This is a genomic window from Lysobacter sp. CFH 32150 (assembly GCF_022758295.1).
In the GTDB taxonomy this organism is placed as follows: Bacteria; Pseudomonadota; Gammaproteobacteria; order Xanthomonadales; family Xanthomonadaceae; genus CFH-32150.
The window spans coordinates 90,712-111,964 of the sequence record NZ_JALDWJ010000003.1 but is presented as its reverse complement, the minus strand read 5'-3'; the positions used below and the strand labels follow the sequence as shown (position 1 = coordinate 111,964).

21 protein-coding genes and 1 tRNA gene are annotated in these 21,253 nt (G+C 65.8%); 5 read left to right on the top strand and 17 right to left on the bottom strand.

Annotated elements, in window-relative coordinates:
• Nucleotides 1–17 precede the first annotated feature (17 nt).
• From MO486_RS06760 to MO486_RS06710, 11 genes are all read right to left on the bottom strand, one after another.
• On the bottom strand, nt 18–827 hold the full coding sequence (locus MO486_RS06760) for a class I SAM-dependent methyltransferase (RefSeq protein WP_242905510.1): 810 nt from the start codon (nt 825–827) through the stop codon (nt 18–20).
• Nucleotides 824–1,393, bottom strand: coding sequence for an HAD family hydrolase (locus MO486_RS06755; RefSeq protein WP_242905508.1), 570 nt, complete (start codon nt 1,391–1,393; stop codon nt 824–826). Before MO486_RS06755 ends, MO486_RS06760 begins: the two co-directional genes overlap by 4 nt.
• Nucleotides 1,390–2,094: a nucleotidyltransferase family protein gene (locus tag MO486_RS06750; protein ID WP_242905507.1), complete on the bottom strand. Its 705-nt coding sequence runs from the start codon at nt 2,092–2,094 to the stop codon at nt 1,390–1,392. Before MO486_RS06750 ends, MO486_RS06755 begins: the two co-directional genes overlap by 4 nt.
• A 3-nt stretch (nt 2,095–2,097) precedes the next feature.
• Complete coding sequence (locus MO486_RS06745; protein ID WP_242905506.1) at nt 2,098–3,117, bottom strand: class I SAM-dependent methyltransferase; 1,020 nt, start codon at nt 3,115–3,117, stop codon at nt 2,098–2,100.
• The gene (locus MO486_RS06740) at nt 3,114–3,704 is read right to left on the bottom strand and encodes a D-sedoheptulose 7-phosphate isomerase (protein ID WP_305037360.1); all 591 of its coding nucleotides are present in this window, start codon (nt 3,702–3,704) and stop codon (nt 3,114–3,116) included. Before MO486_RS06740 ends, MO486_RS06745 begins: the two co-directional genes overlap by 4 nt.
• Entirely contained in the window at nt 3,701–4,729 is a 1,029-nt protein-coding gene (locus MO486_RS06735) for a dehydrogenase (protein WP_242905505.1), read from the bottom strand. Before MO486_RS06735 ends, MO486_RS06740 begins: the two co-directional genes overlap by 4 nt.
• Nucleotides 4,726–8,205, bottom strand: a complete 3,480-nt coding sequence (locus tag MO486_RS06730) for a methyltransferase domain-containing protein (protein WP_242905504.1) — start codon at nt 8,203–8,205, stop codon at nt 4,726–4,728. Before MO486_RS06730 ends, MO486_RS06735 begins: the two co-directional genes overlap by 4 nt.
• 74 nt (nt 8,206–8,279) lie before the next feature.
• Complete coding sequence (locus MO486_RS06725) at nt 8,280–9,455, bottom strand: cystathionine gamma-synthase (protein WP_242905503.1); 1,176 nt, start codon at nt 9,453–9,455, stop codon at nt 8,280–8,282.
• A 58-nt stretch (nt 9,456–9,513) separates the two neighbouring features.
• Complete coding sequence (locus MO486_RS06720; RefSeq protein WP_242905502.1) at nt 9,514–10,890, bottom strand: pyridoxal-phosphate dependent enzyme; 1,377 nt, start codon at nt 10,888–10,890, stop codon at nt 9,514–9,516.
• Between the two features lie 155 nt (nt 10,891–11,045).
• Entirely contained in the window at nt 11,046–11,264 is a 219-nt protein-coding gene (locus MO486_RS06715; protein WP_242905501.1) for a YdcH family protein, read from the bottom strand.
• Nucleotides 11,265–11,575: 311 nt separating this feature from the next.
• Nucleotides 11,576–12,892 carry an OmpA family protein gene (locus MO486_RS06710; protein ID WP_242905499.1) on the bottom strand — a complete coding sequence of 439 codons (1,317 nt, stop codon included), beginning with the start codon at nt 12,890–12,892 and terminating at the stop codon, nt 11,576–11,578.
• A gap of 92 nt (nt 12,893–12,984) precedes the next feature.
• Here MO486_RS06710 and MO486_RS06705 point away from each other — a divergent pair, with 92 nt between their 5' ends.
• Nucleotides 12,985–14,103: a PilT/PilU family type 4a pilus ATPase gene (locus tag MO486_RS06705; protein ID WP_242905497.1), complete on the top strand. Its 1,119-nt coding sequence runs from the start codon at nt 12,985–12,987 to the stop codon at nt 14,101–14,103.
• Nucleotides 14,104–14,171: 68 nt separating this feature from the next.
• Here MO486_RS06705 and maiA read toward each other — a convergent pair whose 3' ends face one another.
• From maiA to rplM, 5 genes are all read right to left on the bottom strand, one after another.
• Nucleotides 14,172–14,837, bottom strand: coding sequence for a maleylacetoacetate isomerase (gene maiA / locus MO486_RS06700; RefSeq protein WP_242905495.1), 666 nt, complete (start codon nt 14,835–14,837; stop codon nt 14,172–14,174).
• Nucleotides 14,838–14,947: 110 nt separating this feature from the next.
• Nucleotides 14,948–15,937, bottom strand: coding sequence for a fumarylacetoacetate hydrolase family protein (locus MO486_RS06695; RefSeq protein WP_242905494.1), 990 nt, complete (start codon nt 15,935–15,937; stop codon nt 14,948–14,950).
• A gap of 162 nt (nt 15,938–16,099) precedes the next feature.
• Nucleotides 16,100–16,174: transfer RNA gene (locus MO486_RS06690), tRNA-Gln, on the bottom strand.
• 27 nt (nt 16,175–16,201) lie between these two features.
• Nucleotides 16,202–16,594: a 30S ribosomal protein S9 gene (gene rpsI, locus MO486_RS06685; RefSeq protein WP_242905493.1), complete on the bottom strand. Its 393-nt coding sequence runs from the start codon at nt 16,592–16,594 to the stop codon at nt 16,202–16,204.
• Nucleotides 16,595–16,597: 3 nt separating this feature from the next.
• The gene (gene rplM, locus MO486_RS06680; protein WP_242905492.1) at nt 16,598–17,026 is read right to left on the bottom strand and encodes a 50S ribosomal protein L13; all 429 of its coding nucleotides are present in this window, start codon (nt 17,024–17,026) and stop codon (nt 16,598–16,600) included.
• A 195-nt stretch (nt 17,027–17,221) separates the two neighbouring features.
• Between rplM and MO486_RS06675 the strand changes: the two genes are divergently transcribed.
• Together MO486_RS06675 and coq7 are read left to right on the top strand one after the other, a co-directional pair.
• A complete protein-coding gene (locus MO486_RS06675) occupies nt 17,222–18,358 on the top strand; it encodes a (Fe-S)-binding protein (protein ID WP_242905491.1) in 1,137 nt (378 codons plus the stop codon).
• Nucleotides 18,355–18,996, top strand: coding sequence for a 2-polyprenyl-3-methyl-6-methoxy-1,4-benzoquinone monooxygenase (gene coq7, locus MO486_RS06670; protein ID WP_242905490.1), 642 nt, complete (start codon nt 18,355–18,357; stop codon nt 18,994–18,996). Before MO486_RS06675 ends, coq7 begins: the two co-directional genes overlap by 4 nt.
• Before the next feature lie 96 nt (nt 18,997–19,092).
• On the opposite strand, the gene speD is transcribed toward coq7, so the two are convergent.
• Nucleotides 19,093–19,884 carry an adenosylmethionine decarboxylase gene (gene speD / locus MO486_RS06665; protein ID WP_242905489.1) on the bottom strand — a complete coding sequence of 264 codons (792 nt, stop codon included), beginning with the start codon at nt 19,882–19,884 and terminating at the stop codon, nt 19,093–19,095.
• A 152-nt stretch (nt 19,885–20,036) separates the two neighbouring features.
• Here speD and crp point away from each other — a divergent pair, with 152 nt between their 5' ends.
• Together crp and MO486_RS06655 are read left to right on the top strand one after the other, a co-directional pair.
• A complete protein-coding gene (gene crp / locus MO486_RS06660) occupies nt 20,037–20,729 on the top strand; it encodes a cAMP-activated global transcriptional regulator CRP (protein WP_242905480.1) in 693 nt (230 codons plus the stop codon).
• A 1-nt stretch (nt 20,730) separates the two neighbouring features.
• Nucleotides 20,731–21,186: a GNAT family N-acetyltransferase gene (locus MO486_RS06655; RefSeq protein WP_242905479.1), complete on the top strand. Its 456-nt coding sequence runs from the start codon at nt 20,731–20,733 to the stop codon at nt 21,184–21,186.
• Nucleotides 21,187–21,253 lie beyond the last annotated feature (67 nt).

Below are 21,253 nucleotides of genomic sequence, written 5' to 3'. Positions count from 1 at the left end.
GTTCTTGTAGGCGTGCGTCAGCGACGCGTCGCGACGATGTATTGCGACCAGCCGGTATGCGACCAGAACGCCGCCTGCCGCGCAAAGCCATCCGCATCGTCCCGGTAGTGGGCGAGCATCTCGTCCTCGAGCCACGGCAGGCGCACGATCCCGCGGGCCTCGATGGCGAGCCCGTGGGCCTGCAGCGCCGCGGTAATGGTGTCGCCGTCTGGAAGGTCGCGGTGGGTATGGTCGTCGTCGAACCGCGAAATGATCAGCGGCACGCCGGCCGCTTCGAGCTCGGTACGCGTCGGCAGGCCCAGCGACGCGGGCGAAGGCCACTCCAGGTACAAGCGACCGCCCACGTTGAGCTTGCGCTCCGCCCACGCCACGAAACTGGTCGGGTCGGCGATGTGCTCGATGAAGTGCGCGCACAGGATGGCGTCGAACGTGCGTCCGTCGAAGTCCGGGGGCGACGTGTTCCAGTCGCTGATCTCGTACCCCTCGAACTCGTCGAAGAGGCGGCCTTTCTCGATCGAATAGGCGTAGAGCTTCAGGTCCGTGCGCTCCGGCGCCGGCCACTTGCGGAACACCGACAACGAACCATCGCCGGCGCCGATGTCGGCGACCACGGCATCCGATGGCAGGGTCTTGAGGAAGGCGGTGCGCGGATGGAACGTGAAGTAGAGCTCCATCACCCGGTCCTTGCCCAGGCGCGACGTGCGCGGCCGCTTGAACCACGCCGCGATGCCGTCGACGCCCGCTGACGGCTGGAAGTCTCCGCTTGCATTACTGGCCAGCATGCCCGGTCCCTGTTCTTGGGTTGATGGTTCGCTCCACGTCGTCATCCGAACATCTCCGTGAAGGGCGGCAGGTCGCCGCCGGAAAACAGCTTCGCCTGCCGCAGCCGGGCGGCGGTCGCCGCCTGGATGTCGGACTCCGTATCGCCCACCATCACCGAGGTGCCGAGATCGATGCCGAGGTCGTCCGCCGCACCGAGCAGCATGCCGGGAGCCGGCTTGCGGCATTCGCACTCGCGCAGCAGTGGGCCCAGCCCCTCGGTCGGGTGGTGCGGGCAGTAGTAGGTCGCCAGCAGGGGCGCGCCTTGTTCGGCGAATTGCGCGTGGATCCAGCCGGTGTACGCCAGGAACTGCGCCTCGGTGTAGTAACCGCGCGCGATGCCGGCCTGATTGGTGACGATCACCGGCAGGTACCCGGCGGCGTGCGCGCCGCGGCAAAGCTCGAAGATGCCGCCGACCCAGGTCGTCTGCCCGGCAGCATGGACGTACCCATGATTGATGTTGACCACGCCGTCGCGATCCAGGAACAGCGCGCGGCGCGGCGCGGGGAACCGCGCCAGCAACGTATCCGCAGCCGGGTCCAGGTAATGCGATGCGGAGATGGACACGATCACTGGCCCGCCCCGAACAGGGCCTGCGCACGGAGGTAGTCTTCCGGCACGCCGATGTCGATGAACTGCTCGGCGTAATCGAACGCGGCGATCCCGCCCTGCATCGCCAACGGCGCCAGGACATCCGCTTCCAGCGAGAAATTCTCCCGGTCCGGGAGCGCCGCCAACGCGTCCGCCGTCATGAAGTAACACCCGGCATTGATGTGCCCGGGACCATGGCGGCCCTTCTCGCGGAAACTGCTGACCCGGCCGGCGTCGAATTCCACCGCGCCATAGCGGCCGACATCCGGGACATGGGCCAGCGCGACGCCCACCGTCGCACCGACGCGATGGGTTGCCGCCTCCAGCGCCTGCGGCGAGTAACGCAGGAAGGTGTCGCCGTTGACGATGTGGGCGCCGCCCCCCTCCCGCAGCAGGCTCGTCGCGCGGCGCACCGCGCCGCCGGTGCCGAGCGGCTGTTCCTCGGGCGAATAATCGACCGTCATGCCGGCCCAGTGGCGGCCGACGAGTTCCTCGACCTTGTCGGCCATGAAACCGGTCGCCAGGATGACGTGGCGCATGCCTTCCGCGGCAAGGTGATCGAGCATCCAAGCCAGGAACGGTCGCCCCGCAACGGGCGCGAGCGGCTTGGGCACGTCGCTGACCACGGCGCGCAGGCGCGTACCGAGTCCGCCGACCAGGACGATGGCTTCGTCAACCGCCATCCTTCACCCCGGAATCCTCACGCAGGCTTCCGGGGACAGTCCCCGCGAATATTCGCGCGACGGCGGCTCGCCGATCGTCAACACGGCGAACAGATGGGTCGGCTTCAACGTGCCGTCCTGGAACGATGCTTCGTCGTGCGCATGGATCCGGTCGATGAAGGTCCGGTCCCACGCCGCGTCGGCATCGAAGTTGTGTCCGAACGCGCGATCGATGAAGGGATCGATCACGTTGCCGAACGCGATGGACTTGTGGAACTGGAATCGCTGGAGCAGGAGCGGAAGGATGTCCTGGGCGCGGATGCCCTCGAAACCTTCGCCGGAGCAATCCCAGTTCTCGTACAGCGCCTCGTGCCGCTTGAGCAGGTGGTTGTAACGATAGGCCTCCGGCATTTCCGCCCAGAACCGATGCAGGACTTCCAATGCCTCGGGCCAGCGCTGATGGCCGTTGCGACCAATGATGTCGCTGACGACGAAAAAACCCTCCGGGTGCAGCGAGCGTTTCACCTCGTCGAAAAGTCCCTCGAGGTTCAGCACATGGTGGAGCGACTGGTTGGCCATCACCGCGTCGTAGACACGGCTTGCCTTCCAGTCGTTGAAGTCGGCCTCGACGAAGCTGAGATGCTCTTCCACGCCTTCCTGCGCCGCGAACTCCCTGCCACGGCGCAGCATAGCGTCGTTGATGTCGATGCATTCGATGACGAACTGGTCCAACCCGGCGGCCTTGATGAGCTTGGCCACGCGGACCTCGGTATCGCAATTGCCGGCGCCGACACTCACGAAGACCGGCTGGGGCGAGCCCGTGCGTTGCGCGCTTGCCACCAGGTGCTGCGCGAACCAGTCGTCGGGGTGGCCGATGCCGAACGCCTCGAAGATCGGACGCAGGTAGGTGTGCGACCAGTAATGGAAGATCGGCGGCAACGCGTTCACGTCGAGGACGTCGCGGTAATTCGCCTGCTCCTGCCGGATCTTCTCGAGATAGGCGTCATCCCTGCGGCCGTGTTGCAGCCCTTCGTCGATACTCATGCGCCACCACCGGTAGGAAACATTTCGGCTTCGATCAGCGCGCAGACCATGTGGCCGAGGAACTCGTGGCCTTCCTGGATGCGCGGCGTCTCGTCCGAGGGCACGCGGAAACAGACATCGCATGCGGCAGCCAGGTCGCCGCCGCTCGCGCCGGTGAATCCGATCACGAGTAGGCCGCGCTTACGCGCCGCTTCGACCGCACGCAGGATGTTCTTCGAGCGGCCCGACGTGGAAATGGCGAACAGGACATCGCCCGCCTGGCCCAGCGCTTCGACCTGGCGGGCGAAGACATAGTCGTAGCCGTAGTCGTTGCCGATCGCGGTCAGGATGCTGGTGTCGGTGGTCAGCGCGATCGCCGCGAGCCCGGGCCGGTCGTAGTAGAAGCGGCTGACCAGCTCGCCCGCCCAGTGCTGCGCATCGGCCGCACTGCCGCCGTTCCCGGCGAACAGCAGGCGATGGCCGCCACGCAGGGCTGTCGTGCTGATGCGCACGGCCTCCATGATTTGTGCCGCCAGTCCCGCATCGGCGGCCATGGCGTCGAAGTTGGTTCGCGCCTTCGCGAACTCGCTTGCGATGGTGTCCTTCATCCTGTTCTCCAGGCGACCGCGCCGTGCGCGTTGAAGTGGAAATCGAGCAGGGTGCCACCCTGCGCGGCCAGTGCGCGTGACAGGCGGACGCGGTCAGCGGGATCGCAGACGAACATCATGAAACCGCCGCCACCGGCGCCGGACACCTTGGTCGCCAGCGCGCCGTTCGCCGTCGCGACGCCTTCGACCGCATCGATCATCGGGTTGGTGATGCTCGTGGCCATCAGCTTCTTCGCCTCCCAACCGGCCTGCATCGTGCGTGCGAATGCCGGAAGGTCGCCCTTGAGCAATGCTTCCTTCATCTGCACTGCTTCGTCCTTGAGCCGGTGCATGGCTTCGACCGAAACCTGCTTGCCGGTCGCCGCATTGCGCGATTGTTCGTCGATGATGCGCGCCGATTCGCGCGAGACACCGGTGAAGTACAGCAGCAGCGATGCTTCGAGCTCGGCGAGCACCCAGTCCTTGATGCGCAGCGGATTGACGATGACGCGATCGTCGCGGTGGAACTCCATGAAGTTGAAACCGCCGAAAGCGGCTGCGTACTGGTCCTGCTTGCCGCCGGCCAGCGCCAGGTCGCGGCGTTCGATCTCATAGGCCAGGTGGGCGATTTCGTATTCGCCCAAAGCGAGCATGAAATATTCGGCCAGCGCAGTGACCAGGGCGACCACCAGCGTGGAGGAGGAGCCCAACCCGGATCCGGGTGGTGCGTCGGAATAGGTACGAATCCGCAGCGGCGGCTGCCGACCATCGAGGAAGTCGCGGCTGATGCGCAGATAGACGCCAGCCAGCAGCTGCAATGCCGGATCACCGTTGGCGACGGCGCCAGCGGTGCATTCCATCGAGACGCCGCGATCGAGCGCGTGGAATTCGACCATGCCGGTGGGCGAAGGATCGACGATCACGTAGGCGTACTTGTCGATGGCGGCATTCATGACGTAACCGCCGTGCTGGTCGCAGTACGGCGCCACGTCGGTGCCGCCGCCGGCGAGTCCGAGCCTGAGGGGTGCACGTGCACGCACGATCATGCCCGTCCTCCCGTGGTAGCGACGCCGAGCGCATCGAGCAATGTGTCGGCCATGGCCTTGCGCGAGAATCGCTCCTGCGCATACAACGCCCCACCCTGCGAATGCGCCTGCCAGCGCGCATCGTCGCGGAGCAGCGCAACGATCGCATCGGCGATCGCATCGGGTTGCTCGAGAACATCACTCACCCGCTCCACGCCGGCGAGGCCTTGCGCGCCGACCGGTGTTGTCACCAGCGGCAACCCCTGCTGCAGCGCTTCCACGACCTTGCTCTTGACGCCGGCGCCGAAACGCAGCGGCACGACGGCCACGCGGGCCTGCCGGTAGCGCTCGGCGAGCTCGGCATCGGTGACGAAGCCGGTCACTTCCACCTGGTCGCCGGCCATTTCCAGCACGCGCGCGGTGGGATTGGCGCCGACCAGCGACAGGCGCACGCCCGGTATTTCACGCCAGACACGCGGCATGATCTCGTACACGAGCCACTCCGCGGCATCCACGTTCGGCGGATGGGCGAATCCGGCGACGAACAGGATCCCGGACCGATCGCCCGGCGTGAGCCCGGTTTCGAACCGATCGAATGCATACGGCAGGATCGCGCGCGCGTCGACGCCCGGTTCCAGCTCGCGTACGGCATCAGCTTCGTCCTGCGACGGGTACAGCACGACATCGGCCTTGCGCCAGATCCCGCGTTCCTGCGCCTCGAGCTTTACCGCGTGCGCGAGCAGCGTCGGTTGCGCCAGCACTTCCGCTTCCTGGCGCACGCGCCGGAAGTGCAGGTCGTGCCCGTAGTAGACGATGCGCGCGCGCTTGAAGGCGCGGGCATCATCGATGAACTTTTCGGTGACGTCGGGGCGCGACAGCAGGATCGCGTCGAAATCGCCCGCCGATTCGCGCAGCAGCGCCGGCAGTCCTTCGACCCAGCGCACGCCGTGGTACACCTCCACGCCCATCGCCTGCAGGCGCGGCGCGTAGTCGACGTCGTACCAGAGGTTGTCGGGCCAGAACTTCACCACGCAGCCCGCTTCGACCAGCCGCTGCAGGAACGCGAACATCGTGCGCGAACCCGCATCGCGGTCCGGTTGCGGGATGTAGTGATCGACGACCAGGACGACCGGCCGGTTCCAGGCGCGGTCGCGCGCGCGCAGGACGTTCTCGCCGTTCGGATAGTGGCTCGCCAGCTCGCTGGCCCAACGCTCCCGGAACTTGCGCTGGTTGGTGACCTGGTAGGCCTTGATGCCGCTTCCGGTGTCGGTGCCGTGGGAAATGCCCTCGTGGTGCACGACGACGGAGAATGGCGTGTAGTAGGTCTGCAGACCCTGCCTGCGGAGGCGGAAAGCGAGATCGGAATCCTCGCAATAAGCCGGCGCGTAATGCTCGTCGAAACCCCCAAGCTGCGCGAACACCGCGCGCCGCACCATCAGTGCCGCGCCGGAACAGTAATCCACCCGGCGCACGTAATTGAATTCGCCCGCGTCGCTGACGCCAAGGCGACCGTAGTTCCAGGCCGATCCATCCTGCCAGACGATGCCGCCAGCCTCCTGCAGGCGACCATCCGGATACACGAGCTTGGCGCCGGCCATGCCCGCATCCGCATGCTGGCGGAACACATCCACCAGCGCGTCGAGCCAGCCGTGCATGACTTCAGTGTCGTTGTTGAGGAAGCACAGGTATTCGCCCCGCGCCAGCTGGATCGCCTGGTTGCACGAGCGCACGAACCCGAGGTTGCGCGGGTTGGCGTGGTAGCGCAGCCCTGGGATTTTCGCGAGTTCCGCGATATCCGCATCGCCCGAGCAGTCTTCCAGAACCAGCACTTCGAACGGGAACGACGCCCCTGCAAGCTGCAGCGCTCGCAGGCACGACAGCGTATAGCCATAGTTGCCGTAAGTCGGCACCACCACGGAGACCAGCGGCGTCGTGGTGTCCGCGAAGCGCACGTCGGACAGGCCGTAGCGTCGTTTCGTCAGGTCGTAGCGGGACGGTGCTGCTGGCAGCGTGGACTCCGCTTCCGTGCCACGCATCCTTGCCATCAGCCGGCGCAACGGTGCCGTCCAGCGCCAGATGTGCGACCGGTGCAGGGCTCCGATCTGCGCGCGGAGTTGCACTGCATAGCGATCGCGCTCGTCGAGCATCTGTCGCAACTCGGACGCATGTTCGTACTGCGTCGCGAGCTCGGCCTTCTGTCGCTCGCCTTCCGCATGCAGGGACAGCACGCGTGCGTTCTGCAGGCTGAGCTCTCCGGAAACGCGCTGGAAGTGTCCCCATGCGTCCGACAATTCGTTCGCGCGCAGTTCCAGCGTTTTTGAAGCGGACTTCAGTTCGTCTTCGAGTTCCGCGATTCGCAGGGACATCCGTTTCTCCAGGTCCGCGTAAAGGCCACGCAACGCCTCCAGCTCGCTGTTGAGACCTTGCACGACGATGCCGTGTTGCTCGCGCAACGCCTGCAACTCGCGGTCGAGGCCCTGCGCCCATGCGACTGTCTTCTCGTGCTCGGCCACATCGACACCGTGCTGCACGCGCAACGCCTGCAGCTCGCGATCGAGTCCTTGCGCCCAGCCCACCATTTTCTCGTGCTCGGCCACGCTGGCGCCGTGCTGTTCACGCAGGGCTTGCACTTCCCGGTCGAGGCCTTGCGCCCATGCGACTGTTTGTTCGTGTTCGGTCACGGCCTGGCCGTATCGTTCACGCAGCGTCTGGATTTCCTGGTCCTGCGCCTGCGCCCATTTCATGATTTCGCGGTTGCGGCCGTAGAGGTCCTCACGCTCGGAAAACAGCACCGAGGCATTGGCCGCCGGGATGTCGTCCTGCTTCGCCGCGGCAACGGCAATGAAATAGACTGGATTGGCGAGCGTCGCCACGCCGGGCTCCGCACCTGCCGGCGAATCGACGATCGCATCGAACCGGGCCGCAGGCTCGCTGGCGTGCAAGGGAAAAATCGCCGAGCCTGTCGCCATGCGGTGGCCGAAGTACTCCACCGCCGGGAAATACCGATGCAGCAACGCATCGAATTCCTTGAAGTACAGCTCCTTGACGTGGAACTCGTTGTGGTGGCCGGAGAGGTCGGAGTAGACCTCCTTGTTGGGCGAGGAAATGACCAGGCAACCACCCGGGCGCAGTACGCGCCGGATTTCCGCCAGCATCTGTTCGTGCTGGTCGTGGTGTTCGATCGTCTCGAACGACACCACGATGTCGACGCTTCCCGCAGGCAACGGGATTTCCGCGGCGGCGCCCTGCACGAACCGCAGGTTCGAAACGGTGCCGTAGGCAGACGCGGCATGCGCGACGGCCTCCGCCGAGATGTCGACGCCGACCACGCTACGCGCATGCGCCGCGAGCATCGCGGACCCGTAGCCTTCGCCACTGGCGATGTCCAGCACATCCTTGCCCGCGACTGCCGGGAGGCACCATGCGTACCGGTGCAGGTGCTCCTGCCGGATTTCGCCACCCTCCGTGGGAACGTATCGCTCGCCCGTGAATTCCATGCGCTATTCCACGCCCCCGGCTTCCGGGCTCACGTCGCGATCGATGCGGCGATGACGGACCGACGGAATCAAGTTCAGCGCAATCCCTGGCCGAGCGCGGCGCGCAGGTCCTGCAGCGATTCGACCCCCACGCTCAGTCGGACCAGGTTATCGGTGATCCCCAGCGCGGCGCGACGGTCCGGCGGGATCGACGCATGGGTCATCACGGCGGGGTGGTTCATCAGGCTTTCGACGCCGCCAAGCGACTCCGCAAGGGTGAACAACTCTGTGCGCTCGCAAAAGCGCTTGGCCGCCTCGAACCCGCCCTTGAGGCAGATCGAGATGATGCCGCCGAAGCCGTCCATCTGGCGTGCGGCGAGTGCATGGTGCGGGTGCGACTTCAGGCCCGGGTAGATCACTTTCTCGATCGCCGGATGGGCTTCGAGGAACTCGGCGAGCGCCTGCGCGTTGTCGCAGTGCGCGCGCATGCGCAAGTGCAGCGTCTTGAGGCCGCGCAGGGCGAGGAAGCTGTCGAACGGCCCCTGCACCGCGCCGATCGAGTTCTGCAGGAACGCGAGCTGCTCGGCGAGTTCGGCGTTGTCGCCGACCACCAGGATGCCGCCGACCATGTCGGAGTGGCCGTTGAGGAACTTGGTGGCCGAATGCATGACGATGTCGGCGCCGTGCTCGAGCGGGCGCTGCAGGACCGGCGAGGCGAAGGTGTTGTCGACCGCGACCAGGATGCCGCGCTTGCGGGCAATGGCGCTGATCGCGGCGATGTCGACGATCTTGAGCAGCGGGTTGGTCGGTGTCTCGATCCACACCAGCTTGGTGTTGGGCTTGATCGCGGCCTCGAAGGCGACCGGATCGGTCAGGTCGACGAAGCTGAAATCGAGCCCGGCGCTACGCCGGCGCACGCGTTCGAACAAGCGGTAGCTGCCACCGTAGATATCGTCCATCGCGACGACGTGGTCGCCGCTGTCGAGCAGCTCCAGCAGCGTCGAGGTGGCCGCGAGGCCCGAGGCGAAGGCGAAACCGCGGCTGCCGCCCTCCAGCCCTGCGATGCAACGCTCGTAGGCGAAGCGGGTCGGGTTGTGGGTGCGGGAATACTCGAAGCCCTGGTGCACGCCCGGGCTGGCCTGGGCGTAGGTCGAGGTCGCATAGATCGGCGGCATCACCGCGCCGGTGCTGGGATCGGGGGCCTGCCCGGCGTGGATGGCCAGGGTGCCCAGGCCCCAGTTCGACCGGGCGCCATGCTTTTGTTCCGTCATGCCTGCACTTCGGGGGAATTTGACCGCCGATTCTAGCATCGGCACCTTTTCCGGCCAGTTACTGGACGCGGCGGCGCAGCCAGTTCAGCAGGTCGATCCGGGTGATCAGGCCGAGGAATTTGTCGTCCTCCATGACGATGGCGACATGGCCGCGGTCGAAGACCGGCAGCAGTGCCTCCACCGGCGATTTGACGTCGAGGATGTCGAGCTTGCTCACCATCGCCGTCGAGACCGGGTCGCGGAAGCGGGCCTCGTCGCCGTAGACATGCAGCAGGACGTCGCTTTCGTCGACGATGCCGACGATCTTCTCGCCGTCCATCACCGGCAGCTGCGAGATCTCGTACAGCTTCATGCGCTGGTAGGCGGTGACCAGCAGGTCGCCCTGCCCGACCACGACGGTGTCGCGCTGCGAGTACGGGCGCAGGATCAGGTCGCGCAGGTCGCCGGAGGCCTGGCGCTCGAGGAAGCCGTTGTCCAGCATCCAGTAGTCGTTGTACATCTTCGAGATGTACTTGTTGCCGGTGTCGGGGACCAGCGTCAGCACCTTCTTCGGCGTGGTCTGTTCGCGGCAGTATTTCAGCGCGGCGGCCAGCAACGTGCCTGTCGAACTGCCGCCTAGGATGCCTTCCTTCTCCAGCAATTCGCGCGCGGTCAGGAAGCTCTCCTTGTCGGTGATCGCGTAGGCCTTCTTCACTCGAGTGAAGTCGGAAATCGGCGGCAGGAAGTCCTCGCCGATGCCTTCGACCATCCAGCTCGCCGACTTCTCGCTGAGCGTGCCTTCGTTGATGTACTCGGCGAGGATCGAGCCGACCGGATCGGCCAGGACCAGTTCGGTGTTCGGCGATTTTTCCGCCAGGCAACTCGACAGGCCGGTCATGGTGCCGGAGCTGCCGCAGCCGAACACGATCGCGTCGACGCCACCGACCTCGGCCATCTGCTCGAGGATCTCCGGCCCCGTGCCGAATTCGTGTGCCGCCGGGTTGTCGGGATTGCCGAACTGGTTGATGAAATAGGCGCCCGGCGTTTCACGCGCGATGCGTTCCGCCAGGTCCTGGTAGTAGTCGGGATGGCCTTTGGCGACGTCGGAACGCGTCAACACCACCTGCGCGCCCATCGCCTTGAGATTGAAGATCTTCTCGCGGCTCATCTTGTCCGGCACCACGAGCAGGAGCTTGTAGCCCTTCTGCTGCGCCACCAGCGCCAAGCCGATGCCGGTGTTGCCCGCGGTGCCTTCGACCAGGGTATCGCCAGGCTTGATCTTGCCGGCGCGCTCCGCCCCTTCGATCATCGACAGGCCGATGCGGTCCTTGATCGAACCGCCGGGATTCTGCGATTCGAGCTTGAAGTACAACTCGCAAACCCCGGTATCTAGGCGCTGCGCCTTGACGATCGGCGTCGCGCCGATCAGTTCGAGTACGGATTGGTGGATCGGCATGCAAGGACTCGACTTGACGGCCGCCGCGCGCGGCGAAGACGGCGATTATCCGCCGGAAGCCGGTTAAAAGTCAGAGCTTTGGATGCTCGCGGGCGGCGACGGCCGACGAGGTGGTCGTCGCCGCCCGCGGCGAGGTTGATGGTGTGCTAGCCGGGTCAGTGGTGGCTGGCGTCGTACATCCGCGTGAGCTTGTCCTTGGCGGCTAGCTTCTCGCGCTTCATTTTCGCGAGCGTGGCATCGTCGATCGGCAGGACGCCCAGCTCGGCGTCGAGCACCTGCTTGTCGAGTTCCTTGTGGCGCTGGTACAGCTGCCGGAACTCGTTGTTGCCCTTCATCATCGCGTCGAGTTCCGCCTGCGGTTGCCCTTCGAACATGACATCGCCTCCTAATCAGACTGCAGCAGAAATGCGAACGCCCCGGCCAGTCACGGCACGGGGCGTTGCGGGGATCATCACTGGCCGATTCGCGGGCGCCTGCATTGAGGCGCCCGCGCGGACTTCTTTGCCGGCGGCGCGCTCCTCGGATGCAGACGTGTGGGTCATCGGCCTCTCTGGCCGAGCGAATTGGGGGTCGCTCGGGTAATTGACCCTACTCCTCCCTCCGGCCCTCGGCAAGGGTCCGCGGACGACCGGTAATCCCAATGACACCAACGTCAACGCACATAGCAACTTGTTGAAAAACAATACTATTTTCCGACAACGATAATTTCGACCCGGCGGTTTTTCGCGCGGCCCGCGGCACTGCTGTCATCGGCAATCGGGGCACTTTCGCCACGACCCACCGCCTGGATGCGGCTGCGCGGCACGCCGGCCGCGGCGAGGGCGTCGCGCACGGCGTTGGCGCGTCGCTGCGACAGCTGCAGGTTGGCCGCCGCCTCGCCCTGGCCATCGGTGTGGCCTTCGATGCGGACATTCGCCGCCGGCCCGGCCTGCAGGTAGGCGGCGAGCGCTTGCACGCTGGCCGCGGCGCTACTGGTCAACGTCGCCTGCCCGGAGGCGAAGGCATCGCCGGCAAGCGTGAATACTTCGCCGCGGGCATCGCGCGTGGAGGCAGGCAGCGTGCCGCCAGCCAGCAATGCGGCTTCCTGCCGCGCCAGGGCGGCTTCCTTTTCGCGGGCAGCGGTGAGCTTGGCGGCCTGGTCGCCGGCGACATCGAGGATCACTTCCTCGGCCTGCGCGCGGGCGGCGGCTTCAGACTCGGCGGCGGCGCGCAGGCGCTGCGCCTCCTCCATCTGGATTTGCGCCTCGATGCGCAGGCGCTCGGTTTCCTGGCGGGCGCGTTCGGCATCCTGGCGACTGGCTTCGACCAGCAATTCGCTGCGCACGCGCTCGAGGCGGTCGACATCGCGCCGCGCCGCTTCGTTGCGCGCGGCCAGCTCTGCGGTTTCAACCCGGCGCTGGGCCAGCACCTGTGCCTGGGCACGCTGGCGGCTGCGCGTGGCAGCCAGCGCGTCCACCGCCTGGCGGGCGCGCAGGCGCTCGTACGCGGCGAAGCCCTGCAGGCGCGCGTCGGCATCCAGCGTGTTGAGGCGCTGCGACAGCTGCGCGACCGGGTCGGCGGCATCGAAACCGGGTGTCGCCCAATCCAGAGCGCTCTCGGCGGGCCCGCTTTCGATGGACCCGCCCGCTTGCAGCTGCAGACGCTGCTGCAAGTCGCCGATCTCGGCACGACGTTGCTCGAATTCAGCTCGCGTGGTCGCTGCATGACTGCGCGCATAGGCGAGGTCGGCGTCGGCCGCGGCGAGATCGGCATATTGGCGTGCTTCGTCGTCGTCACCATGCGCCAGCGCAGCCTGGGCACGGCTGAGGGCGTCACGCGCAGAGGCGATTTCCGCCGCTGCGTACTGGTCCGCATCGGCGCTGTCGGCGCGTGCCACCGCCTGTTGTGCGGCGGCGAGCTCACCGGTTGGCGGTGGCGTGGATGCGCACGCCACCAGCGCAATCGTGACCAGCATCGCCTGCAGTGCGTTCCGGATTTGTGCGAAGCTTGCGTTAATAGCCATGAGGGACCGTCGCGATAGGGGCGCGCGGTCATTGTGGGAAGCCAGCGGCGCGCGCGCAACGTTGCGCCGCCATCAGACCAAGGGGCATACGTATGGACATCGGCTATTTCCTCAAGCTGATGACGGAAAAGAACGCTTCCGACATGTTCCTGACCACCGGCGCGCCGGTGTACATCAAGGTCGAAGGCAAGCTCTATCCGCTCGGCAACACCGGCCTGCCCGCGGGCATGGTCAAGAAGATCGCCTATTCGCTGATGGACGAAGGCCAGGTCCCGCAGTTCGAACGCGACCTTGAGCTGAACATGGCGCTCGCATTGCAGGACTCCGGCCGCTTCCGCGTCAACGTATTCAAGCAGCGCGGCGAAGTCGGCATGGTGATCCGCGCGATCCGCAGCGTGATCCCGTCGATCGAAGAGTTGCAGCTGCCGCAGGTGCTGAAGGAAATCATCATGGCCCCGCGCGGGCTGGTGCTGATCGTCGGATCGACCGGCTCGGGCAAGTCGACCACGCTGGCGTCGATGATCGATCACCGTAACAGCACGACCTCGGGCCACATCCTCACCATCGAGGACCCGATCGAGTACCTGCACAAGCACAAGAAATCGATCGTCAACCAGCGCGAAGTCGGCCTCGACACCCACGCCTTCCACAACGCGCTGAAGAATGCGATGCGCGAGGCGCCGGACGTGATCCTGATCGGCGAAATCCTCGATGCGACCACGATGGAAGCCGCCATCGCTTTCGCCGAAACCGGCCATATCTGCCTGGCCACGCTGCACTCCAACAACGCCGACCAGACCATCGAGCGCATCCTCAACTTCTTCAACGAGTCCGCGCACAAGAACGTGCTGATGAACCTGGCGCTGAACCTGAAGGCGGTGGTGTCGCAGCGCCTGGTGGTCGGCCTCGACGGCCGCCGCTTGCCGGCGGCGGAAGTGCTGATCAACACGCCGATGATCCGCGACCTGCTGCGCCGTGGGCAGATCCACGAGATCAAGCAGGCGATGGAGGAATCGCTGGAGGAAGGCATGGAGTCGTTCGACCAGTGCCTGTTCCGCCTGTACAAGGAAGGCAAGATCGAGAAGGAAGAGGCGCTGAAGGCTGCCGACTCGCGCGACGGCCTGGCCTTGAAGTTCCGCCTGTCCGAAGGCGGGAGCGGCGAACACGATCCCTACGCCGAAGTGTTCGACAGCGGCGCGAAGCAACACTAGCGGTTGCGGAGGGCGGGCCTTGGCCCGCCATCAACCCCGCGACGTCGTGCGGCGGGCCGAGGCCCGCCCTACATGGGTGCCGGTGCGTCCGGTTGATTTTCTGGTCGCGCGGCGTCGAACGCCGGCAACGCCAGGCACGCCGCCTCGATCCGCAGAATCGTCGGATACGCTGTCAGGTCCAGCCCGAAACGACGCGCGTTGTAGAGCTGCGGAATCAGGCAGCAGTCGGCGATGGTCGGCGCATGGCCGTCGCAGAACATGTCGGTCGACGGATGATCGGCCAGCATCGCTTCGAACGCGGACAGGCCTTCGGTGATCCAGTGCCGCACCCATTCCTCGCGTTCGGGCTGCGGCACATGCCATTCGTGCTCGAAGTACTGCAACACGCGCAGGTTATTGAGCGGATGGATATCGCAGGCGACCAACTGCGCCAGCGCCCGCACCCGTTGCCGCTCGCGTGCAGTCGCAGGTAGCAGGGCCGGCTGCGGCCACACTTCGTCCAGGTATTCGAGAATCGCGACCGACTGTCGCAGCATGCGCTGGCCGTGCTGCAGCACCGGCACCAGGCCCTGCGGATTGGTTTCGCGGAATTCGGCGCTGTGCTGTTCGCCGCCGCCGCGCAGCAGATGCACAGGTGCGAGTTCGTGGGCCAGGCCTTTCAGGTTCAGGCCGATGCGCACGCGGTAGGCGGCGCTGGAGCGCCAGTACGAAAACAGTCGCAGTCGTTCGTTCACGTTGCGCTCCCCGTGCGCTGGACCGCGTTCGAGCCGCGGTCTGCGCAACTTAGTCCTTCATCGCCGCGGGCGGAAGACCGTCGGTCGTGGCGTCGGTGGCGTCCGGCGACTCAAGGCAGGGGCTGGCGTTCGATCCGTTGCTCGATCGCGCCGAAGATGCTGCGGCCATCGCGGTCGAGCATCTCGATCCGGACCACGTCGCCGAACGTCATGAATGGCGTCTGCGGTTTGCCATGCTCCAGCGTCTCGACCGTGCGCTTCTCGGCAAAACAGGATGCGCCCGTACTGGTGTCCGCGTTGGCGATGGTGCCGGAACCGACGATGGTGCCGGCCGACAGTGGCCGCGTCTTGGCCGCATGCGCGACCAACTGGCTGAAGTCGAACTGCATGTCGACACCCGCCTCCGGCGCGCCGAACCAGGCACCATTGATGTGGGTGAGCAACGGGAGGTGCAGCTTGTTGTCGCGCCAGGCTTCACCGAGTTCGTCCGGCGTCACGAACACCGGCGACAGCGCCGAACGCGGCTTCGATTGCAGGAAGCCAAAACCCTTGGCCAGTTCATTCGGGATCAGGTTGCGCAACGACACATCGTTGACCAGGCCGACCAGCTGGATGTGGGCGGAGGCCTGCGCAGGCGTCACCGCCATCGGCACGTCATCGGTCACCACCACGATCTCGGCTTCCAGGTCGATGCCGTACGCCTCGTCGACCACACGCACCGGATCGCGCGGGCCATAAAAGCTGGCACTGGTCGCCTGGTACATCAAAGGATCGGTGTAGAAGCTTTCCGGCACTTCGGCGCCACGCGCGCGACGTACGCGCTCGACGTGCGGCAGGTAGGCGCTGCCATCGACGAATTCGTAGGCGCGCGGGAGCGGAGCAGCGAGCTGGGCCATGTCGAGATCGAAGGCGTCCTCGGCGCTGCCGGCATTGAGCGCTTCCGACAATGCATTCAACCGCGGTGCGGCGTTCGACCAATCTTCCAGCGCGCGTTGCAACGTCGATGCGATGCCGGTGGCGCGCACGCCACGGGTGAGGTCGCGGGAGACGACGATCAGGGTGCCGTCGCGGCCGCCTTCCTTGAGTGAGCCGAGCTTCATCGAGAACTCCGAAAACCTGCGCTGGGCGCGATAGTTTCAATTGTAACTTGGCAGGTGAAAGCTGCGAACTGCACACGCTACACGGCAGCAACCCCAGGCAACAAAAAACCCGCCGTTGGGCGGGTTTTTCGAGCCGGGTCGTTTAGGTCACCGGCTTCCGTATGGCAGCCCCGGATGGATTCGAACCACCGAATGCCTGAGTCAGAGTCAGGTGCCTTACCGCTTGGCGACGGGGCTATGGTGCGGACTATAACGCCGGATGGATTAGCGCTTCGAGAACTGGGTGGCGCGGCGGGCTTTGTGCAGGCCGACCTTCTTGCGCTCGACTTCGCGGGCGTCGCGGGTCATGAAACCGGCCTTGCGCAGTTCGGACTTCAGCGACTCGTCGTACTCGACCAGCGCGCGCGAGATGCCGAGGCGGATCGCGCCGGCCTGGCCGGTGGTGCCGCCACCTTCGACCGTGGCCACGACGTCGAACTTGTCGCTCGACTTGGTCAGCTCGAGCGGCTGGCGCACGATCATGCGCGCGGTCTCGCGGCCGAAGAAGTCTTCGATCGTACGGTCGTTGATGGTGATCTTGCCGTCGCCCTTGCGCAGGAACACGCGGGCGGTGGAAGACTTGCGGCGGCCGGTGCCGTAGTTCTGGGTGATTGCCATGTCTTAGATCTCGAGCAGCTGCGGCTGCTGGGAAGCGTGCGGGTGGTTCGGACCGGCGTAGACCTTGAGCTTGCGGTACATGGCACGGCCGAGGGGATTCTTCGGCAGCATGCCCTTGACCGCGGTCTCGATGACGCGCTCCGGGTGACGCTGCAGCGCCTGGCTCAGGTTCTCGGACTTCAGGTTGCCGACGTAACCGGTGAACCGGTGGTACATCTTGTCCTGCAGCTTGTTGCCGGTGACCGTGATCTTCTCGGCGTTGATCACGACGAGGTAATCGCCGGTATCGACGTGCGGGGTGAACACGGGCTTGTGCTTGCCGCGCAGACGGCGGGCGAGTTCGGTGGCGAGGCGACCCAGGGTCTTGCCCTCGGCGTCGACCACGTACCAGTCGCGCTGGACGGTCTCGTTCTTGGCGATGAAAGTCTTCATGAGGGAACTCTGTTCTCGGTACCTTGCCGGGCTGATTCCGTCCGATGTCGCGGCGGAATTTTGCCTCGCGTTGTGATCGCACCGGCGCCGTTGAAAAGCGCAATTGCGGGGCGAAAGAGGCGGAATGATAGCGGTCCCGGCCGGGCACCGCAAGCTGCCCTGCCCCTAAGCCGTCTGCCGCGCTAGCATCGTCCCATGTCCGAGGCTGCCCATCCCGCCGCAACCCCCGCGCCGGGCCGATTGCTGGCGCTGACGGACCAGTGCGTGCAATGCGGCTTATGCCTGCCGACCTGCCCGACCTACCGCTTCGAAGCGCTCGAAACCGAGTCCCCGCGCGGCCGTATCGCGCTGGCCCGGGCCTGGGAGCTGGCGACGGTCCCGCCGACTCCCACTGGCGACACCCACCTCGACCACTGCCTCGGCTGTCGCCGCTGCGAGGTCGTGTGCCCGGCCGGCGTGGAGTATGGGCCTTTGCTGGTCGCCGCCCGCAGCCGCCAGCGCGAGCGCCGCCCTGCGGGCTGGAAGCAACGCGGTGCGGAATGGCTCTGCGCCCGCCCCGGGATGCTCACCCGCCTGCTTGGCCTGTACCGCAGGCTGTATCCGCTGCTACCGACCGCATGGCGACCTTTGCCGCAACCCCCGGCGCCGGCCCGATTACCGCTTTCGCAAAGCGCCGACGTTGCACTGTTCCTCGGTTGCGTCGCGCGCCCTTATGAAACCTCATTGCAAGCGGCCATGCTGCGACTGGGCGCAGCAGTGGACGTTGCGATCGCTATGCCCGACCGACAAACCTGCTGCGGCAGCCTGCACGCGCATGCCGGCAACACGGCGACGGCCAATGCCCTCGCCGCGGCCAACCGCGCCTCCTTCGTCAACGCCTCGACGGTACTGACACTGGCCAGCGGTTGCCATGAAGCGTTGGCGCAGGCGTTGCCTACTCCCACTCTCGACGCACTCGACTTCTTCGCGCAACGCGGCGACGGACTACGCTTCCGCAGCACCCGCGAACGCATCGCCCTGCACCTGCCCTGCACCCAGCGCAACGTGGTGAAGAGCGACATCGCGACCCGCGCGTTGCTCGCGCGCGTACCTGGCCTCGAGATCATCGAACTGGATGGAGGTTTCGGTTGCTGCGGGGCCGCCGGCACGCAGATGCTGACCGAACCGGCGCGCGCCGCGGCCTATCGCCAACCTTTGCTCGACCAATTCGCCGCCACTGGCGCGACCCGCCTGCTCAGCGCGAACATTGGCTGCCGGCTGCATTTCGCCAACGGCACGCAGGCGCTGGTGCAACATCCGCTGGAATTCCTCGCCGAGTGTTTGGACTCATGACGACACGTGATATCACCCCGCTCGACCGTTTGTTGATCGACGCTCAGAACGCGCTCGATACCGTGTTCGGGGCGCCCGTGGCGCAGCGCGCCAACCCCGGCGCGACCGAGGCCGAGATCGTGCTCGATGACAACGAACGCAACCACTCGGCCGGGCTGATGCGGATCAACCATGTCGGCGAGGTTTGCGCGCAGGCGCTGTACGTCGGCCAGGCCGCGGTCGCGCGCGATCCGGCCACCAAGGCCGACCTGCTCGCCGCCGCCGCCGAGGAAACCGACCATCTTGCCTGGTGCGCCGAACGACTGCGCGAACTCGACAGCCGCCCCAGCCTGCTCAACCCGGTGTGGTACGCCGGCAGCTACGCAATCGGCGTGCTTGCCGGTTTGCGCGGCGACGGCTGGAACCTCGGCTTCGTGGTCGAAACCGAACGCCAGGTCGAAGCGCACCTGGACGAACACCTGCAGACCCTGCCCGAAGCCGATGCGCGCAGTCGCGCGATCGTCACCGCTATGAAGGCAGACGAAGCGCGCCACGCCGAGCACGCAGCAGCGCAAGGCGCACGCACATTGCCGCAGCCGGTGCCGTCGTTGATGGCGATGGCATCCAACTTAATGAAGTCGATCGCATATCGGATCTAGCAGCACGCTGCTCCCCGTAGGAGCGACTTATAGCCGCTCCACGAAAAGTAAAAAGGCCGGCAATGCCGGCCTTTTCTGTTGGCGTAGCAGTGGTGCTCACTCCACCAGATTGCGCCCGTGGAACAGTTCCTCGATCTCGCGCTTGAGGCGCGCCTCGATCTTCATCCGTTCCTTGAACGACAGGTTCTTGGCCTTCTCCTCGAACAGGTAATTGTCGAGGTCGAAGTCCTTCAGGTGCATCTTGGTGTGGAAGATGTTTTCCTGGTAGACGTTGACGTCGAGCATCTCGTAGCGCGACTTCACGTTCTTGGCCAGGTAGTCCTGGATCGAATTGATCTTGTGGTCGATGTAATGCTTCTTGCCCTTGATGTCGCGGGTGAAGCCGCGCACGCGGTAGTCCATCACCACGATGTCGGACTCGAGGCTCTCGATGAGGTAGTTCAACGCGCGCAGCGGCGAGATCACGCCGCAGGTGGCGACGTCGATGTCGCATCGGAAGGTCGCGATGCCGTTGTCCGGGTGCGTTTCCGGATAGGTATGGACGGTGATGTGGCTCTTGTCCATGTGCGCGACGACCGCATCGGAGATCACGCCCTTGGCGTCGGCCTTGTCGATCACCGGCTGCTCGGAGATCAGGATCGTCACCGACGCGCCCTGCGGGTCGTAGTCCTGGCGCGCGACGTTGAGGATGTTGGCCCCAATGATCTCGGCCACGTCGGTCAGGATCTGGGTCAACCGGTCGGCGTTGTATTCCTCATCGATGTACTCGATGTAGCGCTGGCGCTGCTCTTCGGACACCGCGTAGCAGACGTCGTAGATGTTGAACGACAGCGCCTTGGTGAGGTTGTTGAAGCCCTGGAGCTTCAGGCGCGGGAGAGGCTTGACCACTGGTGGTCTCCGGGGCGGGGGATTGCAAGGGGCGCGATTATGCGGCAAAGCGCGGGTGGGGGGCAGTAGGCGGAAGCAGGCGCCCGGCGATGTTTGCCGTATTCACGGCTTCGGCCTAAGCTTCAGAATTCATTTTTCGAAGCAACGACGCCATGTCTCCGACCGTCACCCCGTTGCTGCCGTCGCTCCGCCGCGCCGTTAGCCCGCTCGCACCCGATGCCGCAGCGCTCGAAAGATTCCTCGGCCAATGCCATCGCCGTCGTTACCCCACCCGCACCGACGTGTTCCGTCCGGGCGACCCGGCCGGCACCCTCTACTACCTGATCAGCGGCTCGGTCAGCATCATCACCGAGGAAGATGACGGCCGTGAGCTGGTGCTCGGCTACCTCGGCGCCGGCGAATTCGTCGGCGAGATGGGCCTGTTCATCGAAAGCGAGAAGCGCGGTGTCGCACTGCGTACCCGCACCCCATGCGAGCTGGCCGAGATCAGCTACGAGCGCCTGTACCAGCTGCTGCTGGGGCCGCTGGCCACCGATGCGCCCAAGCTGCTGTATGCCATCGGCGCGCAGCTGTCGCAGCGTTTGATCGACACCAGCCGCAAGGCCGGGCGCCTGGCCTTCCTCGACGTCACCGACCGCATCGTCCGCACCCTGCACGACCTGGCCCGCGAATCGGATGCGATGAGTCATCCGCAGGGCACCCAGCTGCGCGTGTCGCGGCAGGAGCTGGCACGGCTGGTCGGCTGCTCGCGCGAGATGGCCGGGCGCGTGCTGAAGAAGCTCGAAGCCGACGGCAAGCTGCATGCACGCGGCAAGACCGTGGTCCTCTACGGCACCCGCGGCTGACATGGGATCAGCCGCTGCTGCGGCCGAGTTGCGGGTGCGGCCAGCGGAACGCGGCGATGCCAGCGACGTTGCTGCCCTGCTCGAGGCGCTGGGCTATCCCTGCAGCCGCGATGAGGCGATCGAGCGCATCGGCCATTTCCACGATGATCCTCGGCAACAGCTGCTACTGGCCGAACTCGATGGCCAGGCCTGCGGCCTGGTCTCGCTGCTGCTGAACTACTCGCTCACCCGCGGTGCCGACGTGGCCCGCATCACCTCGATGGTGGTCAGCCCGGCCTGCCATCGCCAGGGCATCGGCCGCCGGCTGCTACGCGAAGCTGAACTGGTCGCACGCCGCGCTGGCGCGATCCGGATCGAGGTCACCAGCAACCCGCGTCGCGCCGAAGCGCATGCCTTCTATCACGGCTGCGGCTACACCGACGGATCGCGGCATTTCGCCAAACTGCTGGGCGATTGAGCAACACCCGAGCTGCTCGAAATCTGACCTGTGGGAGCGACGTAAGTCGCGATCAGACTCCAGGGCC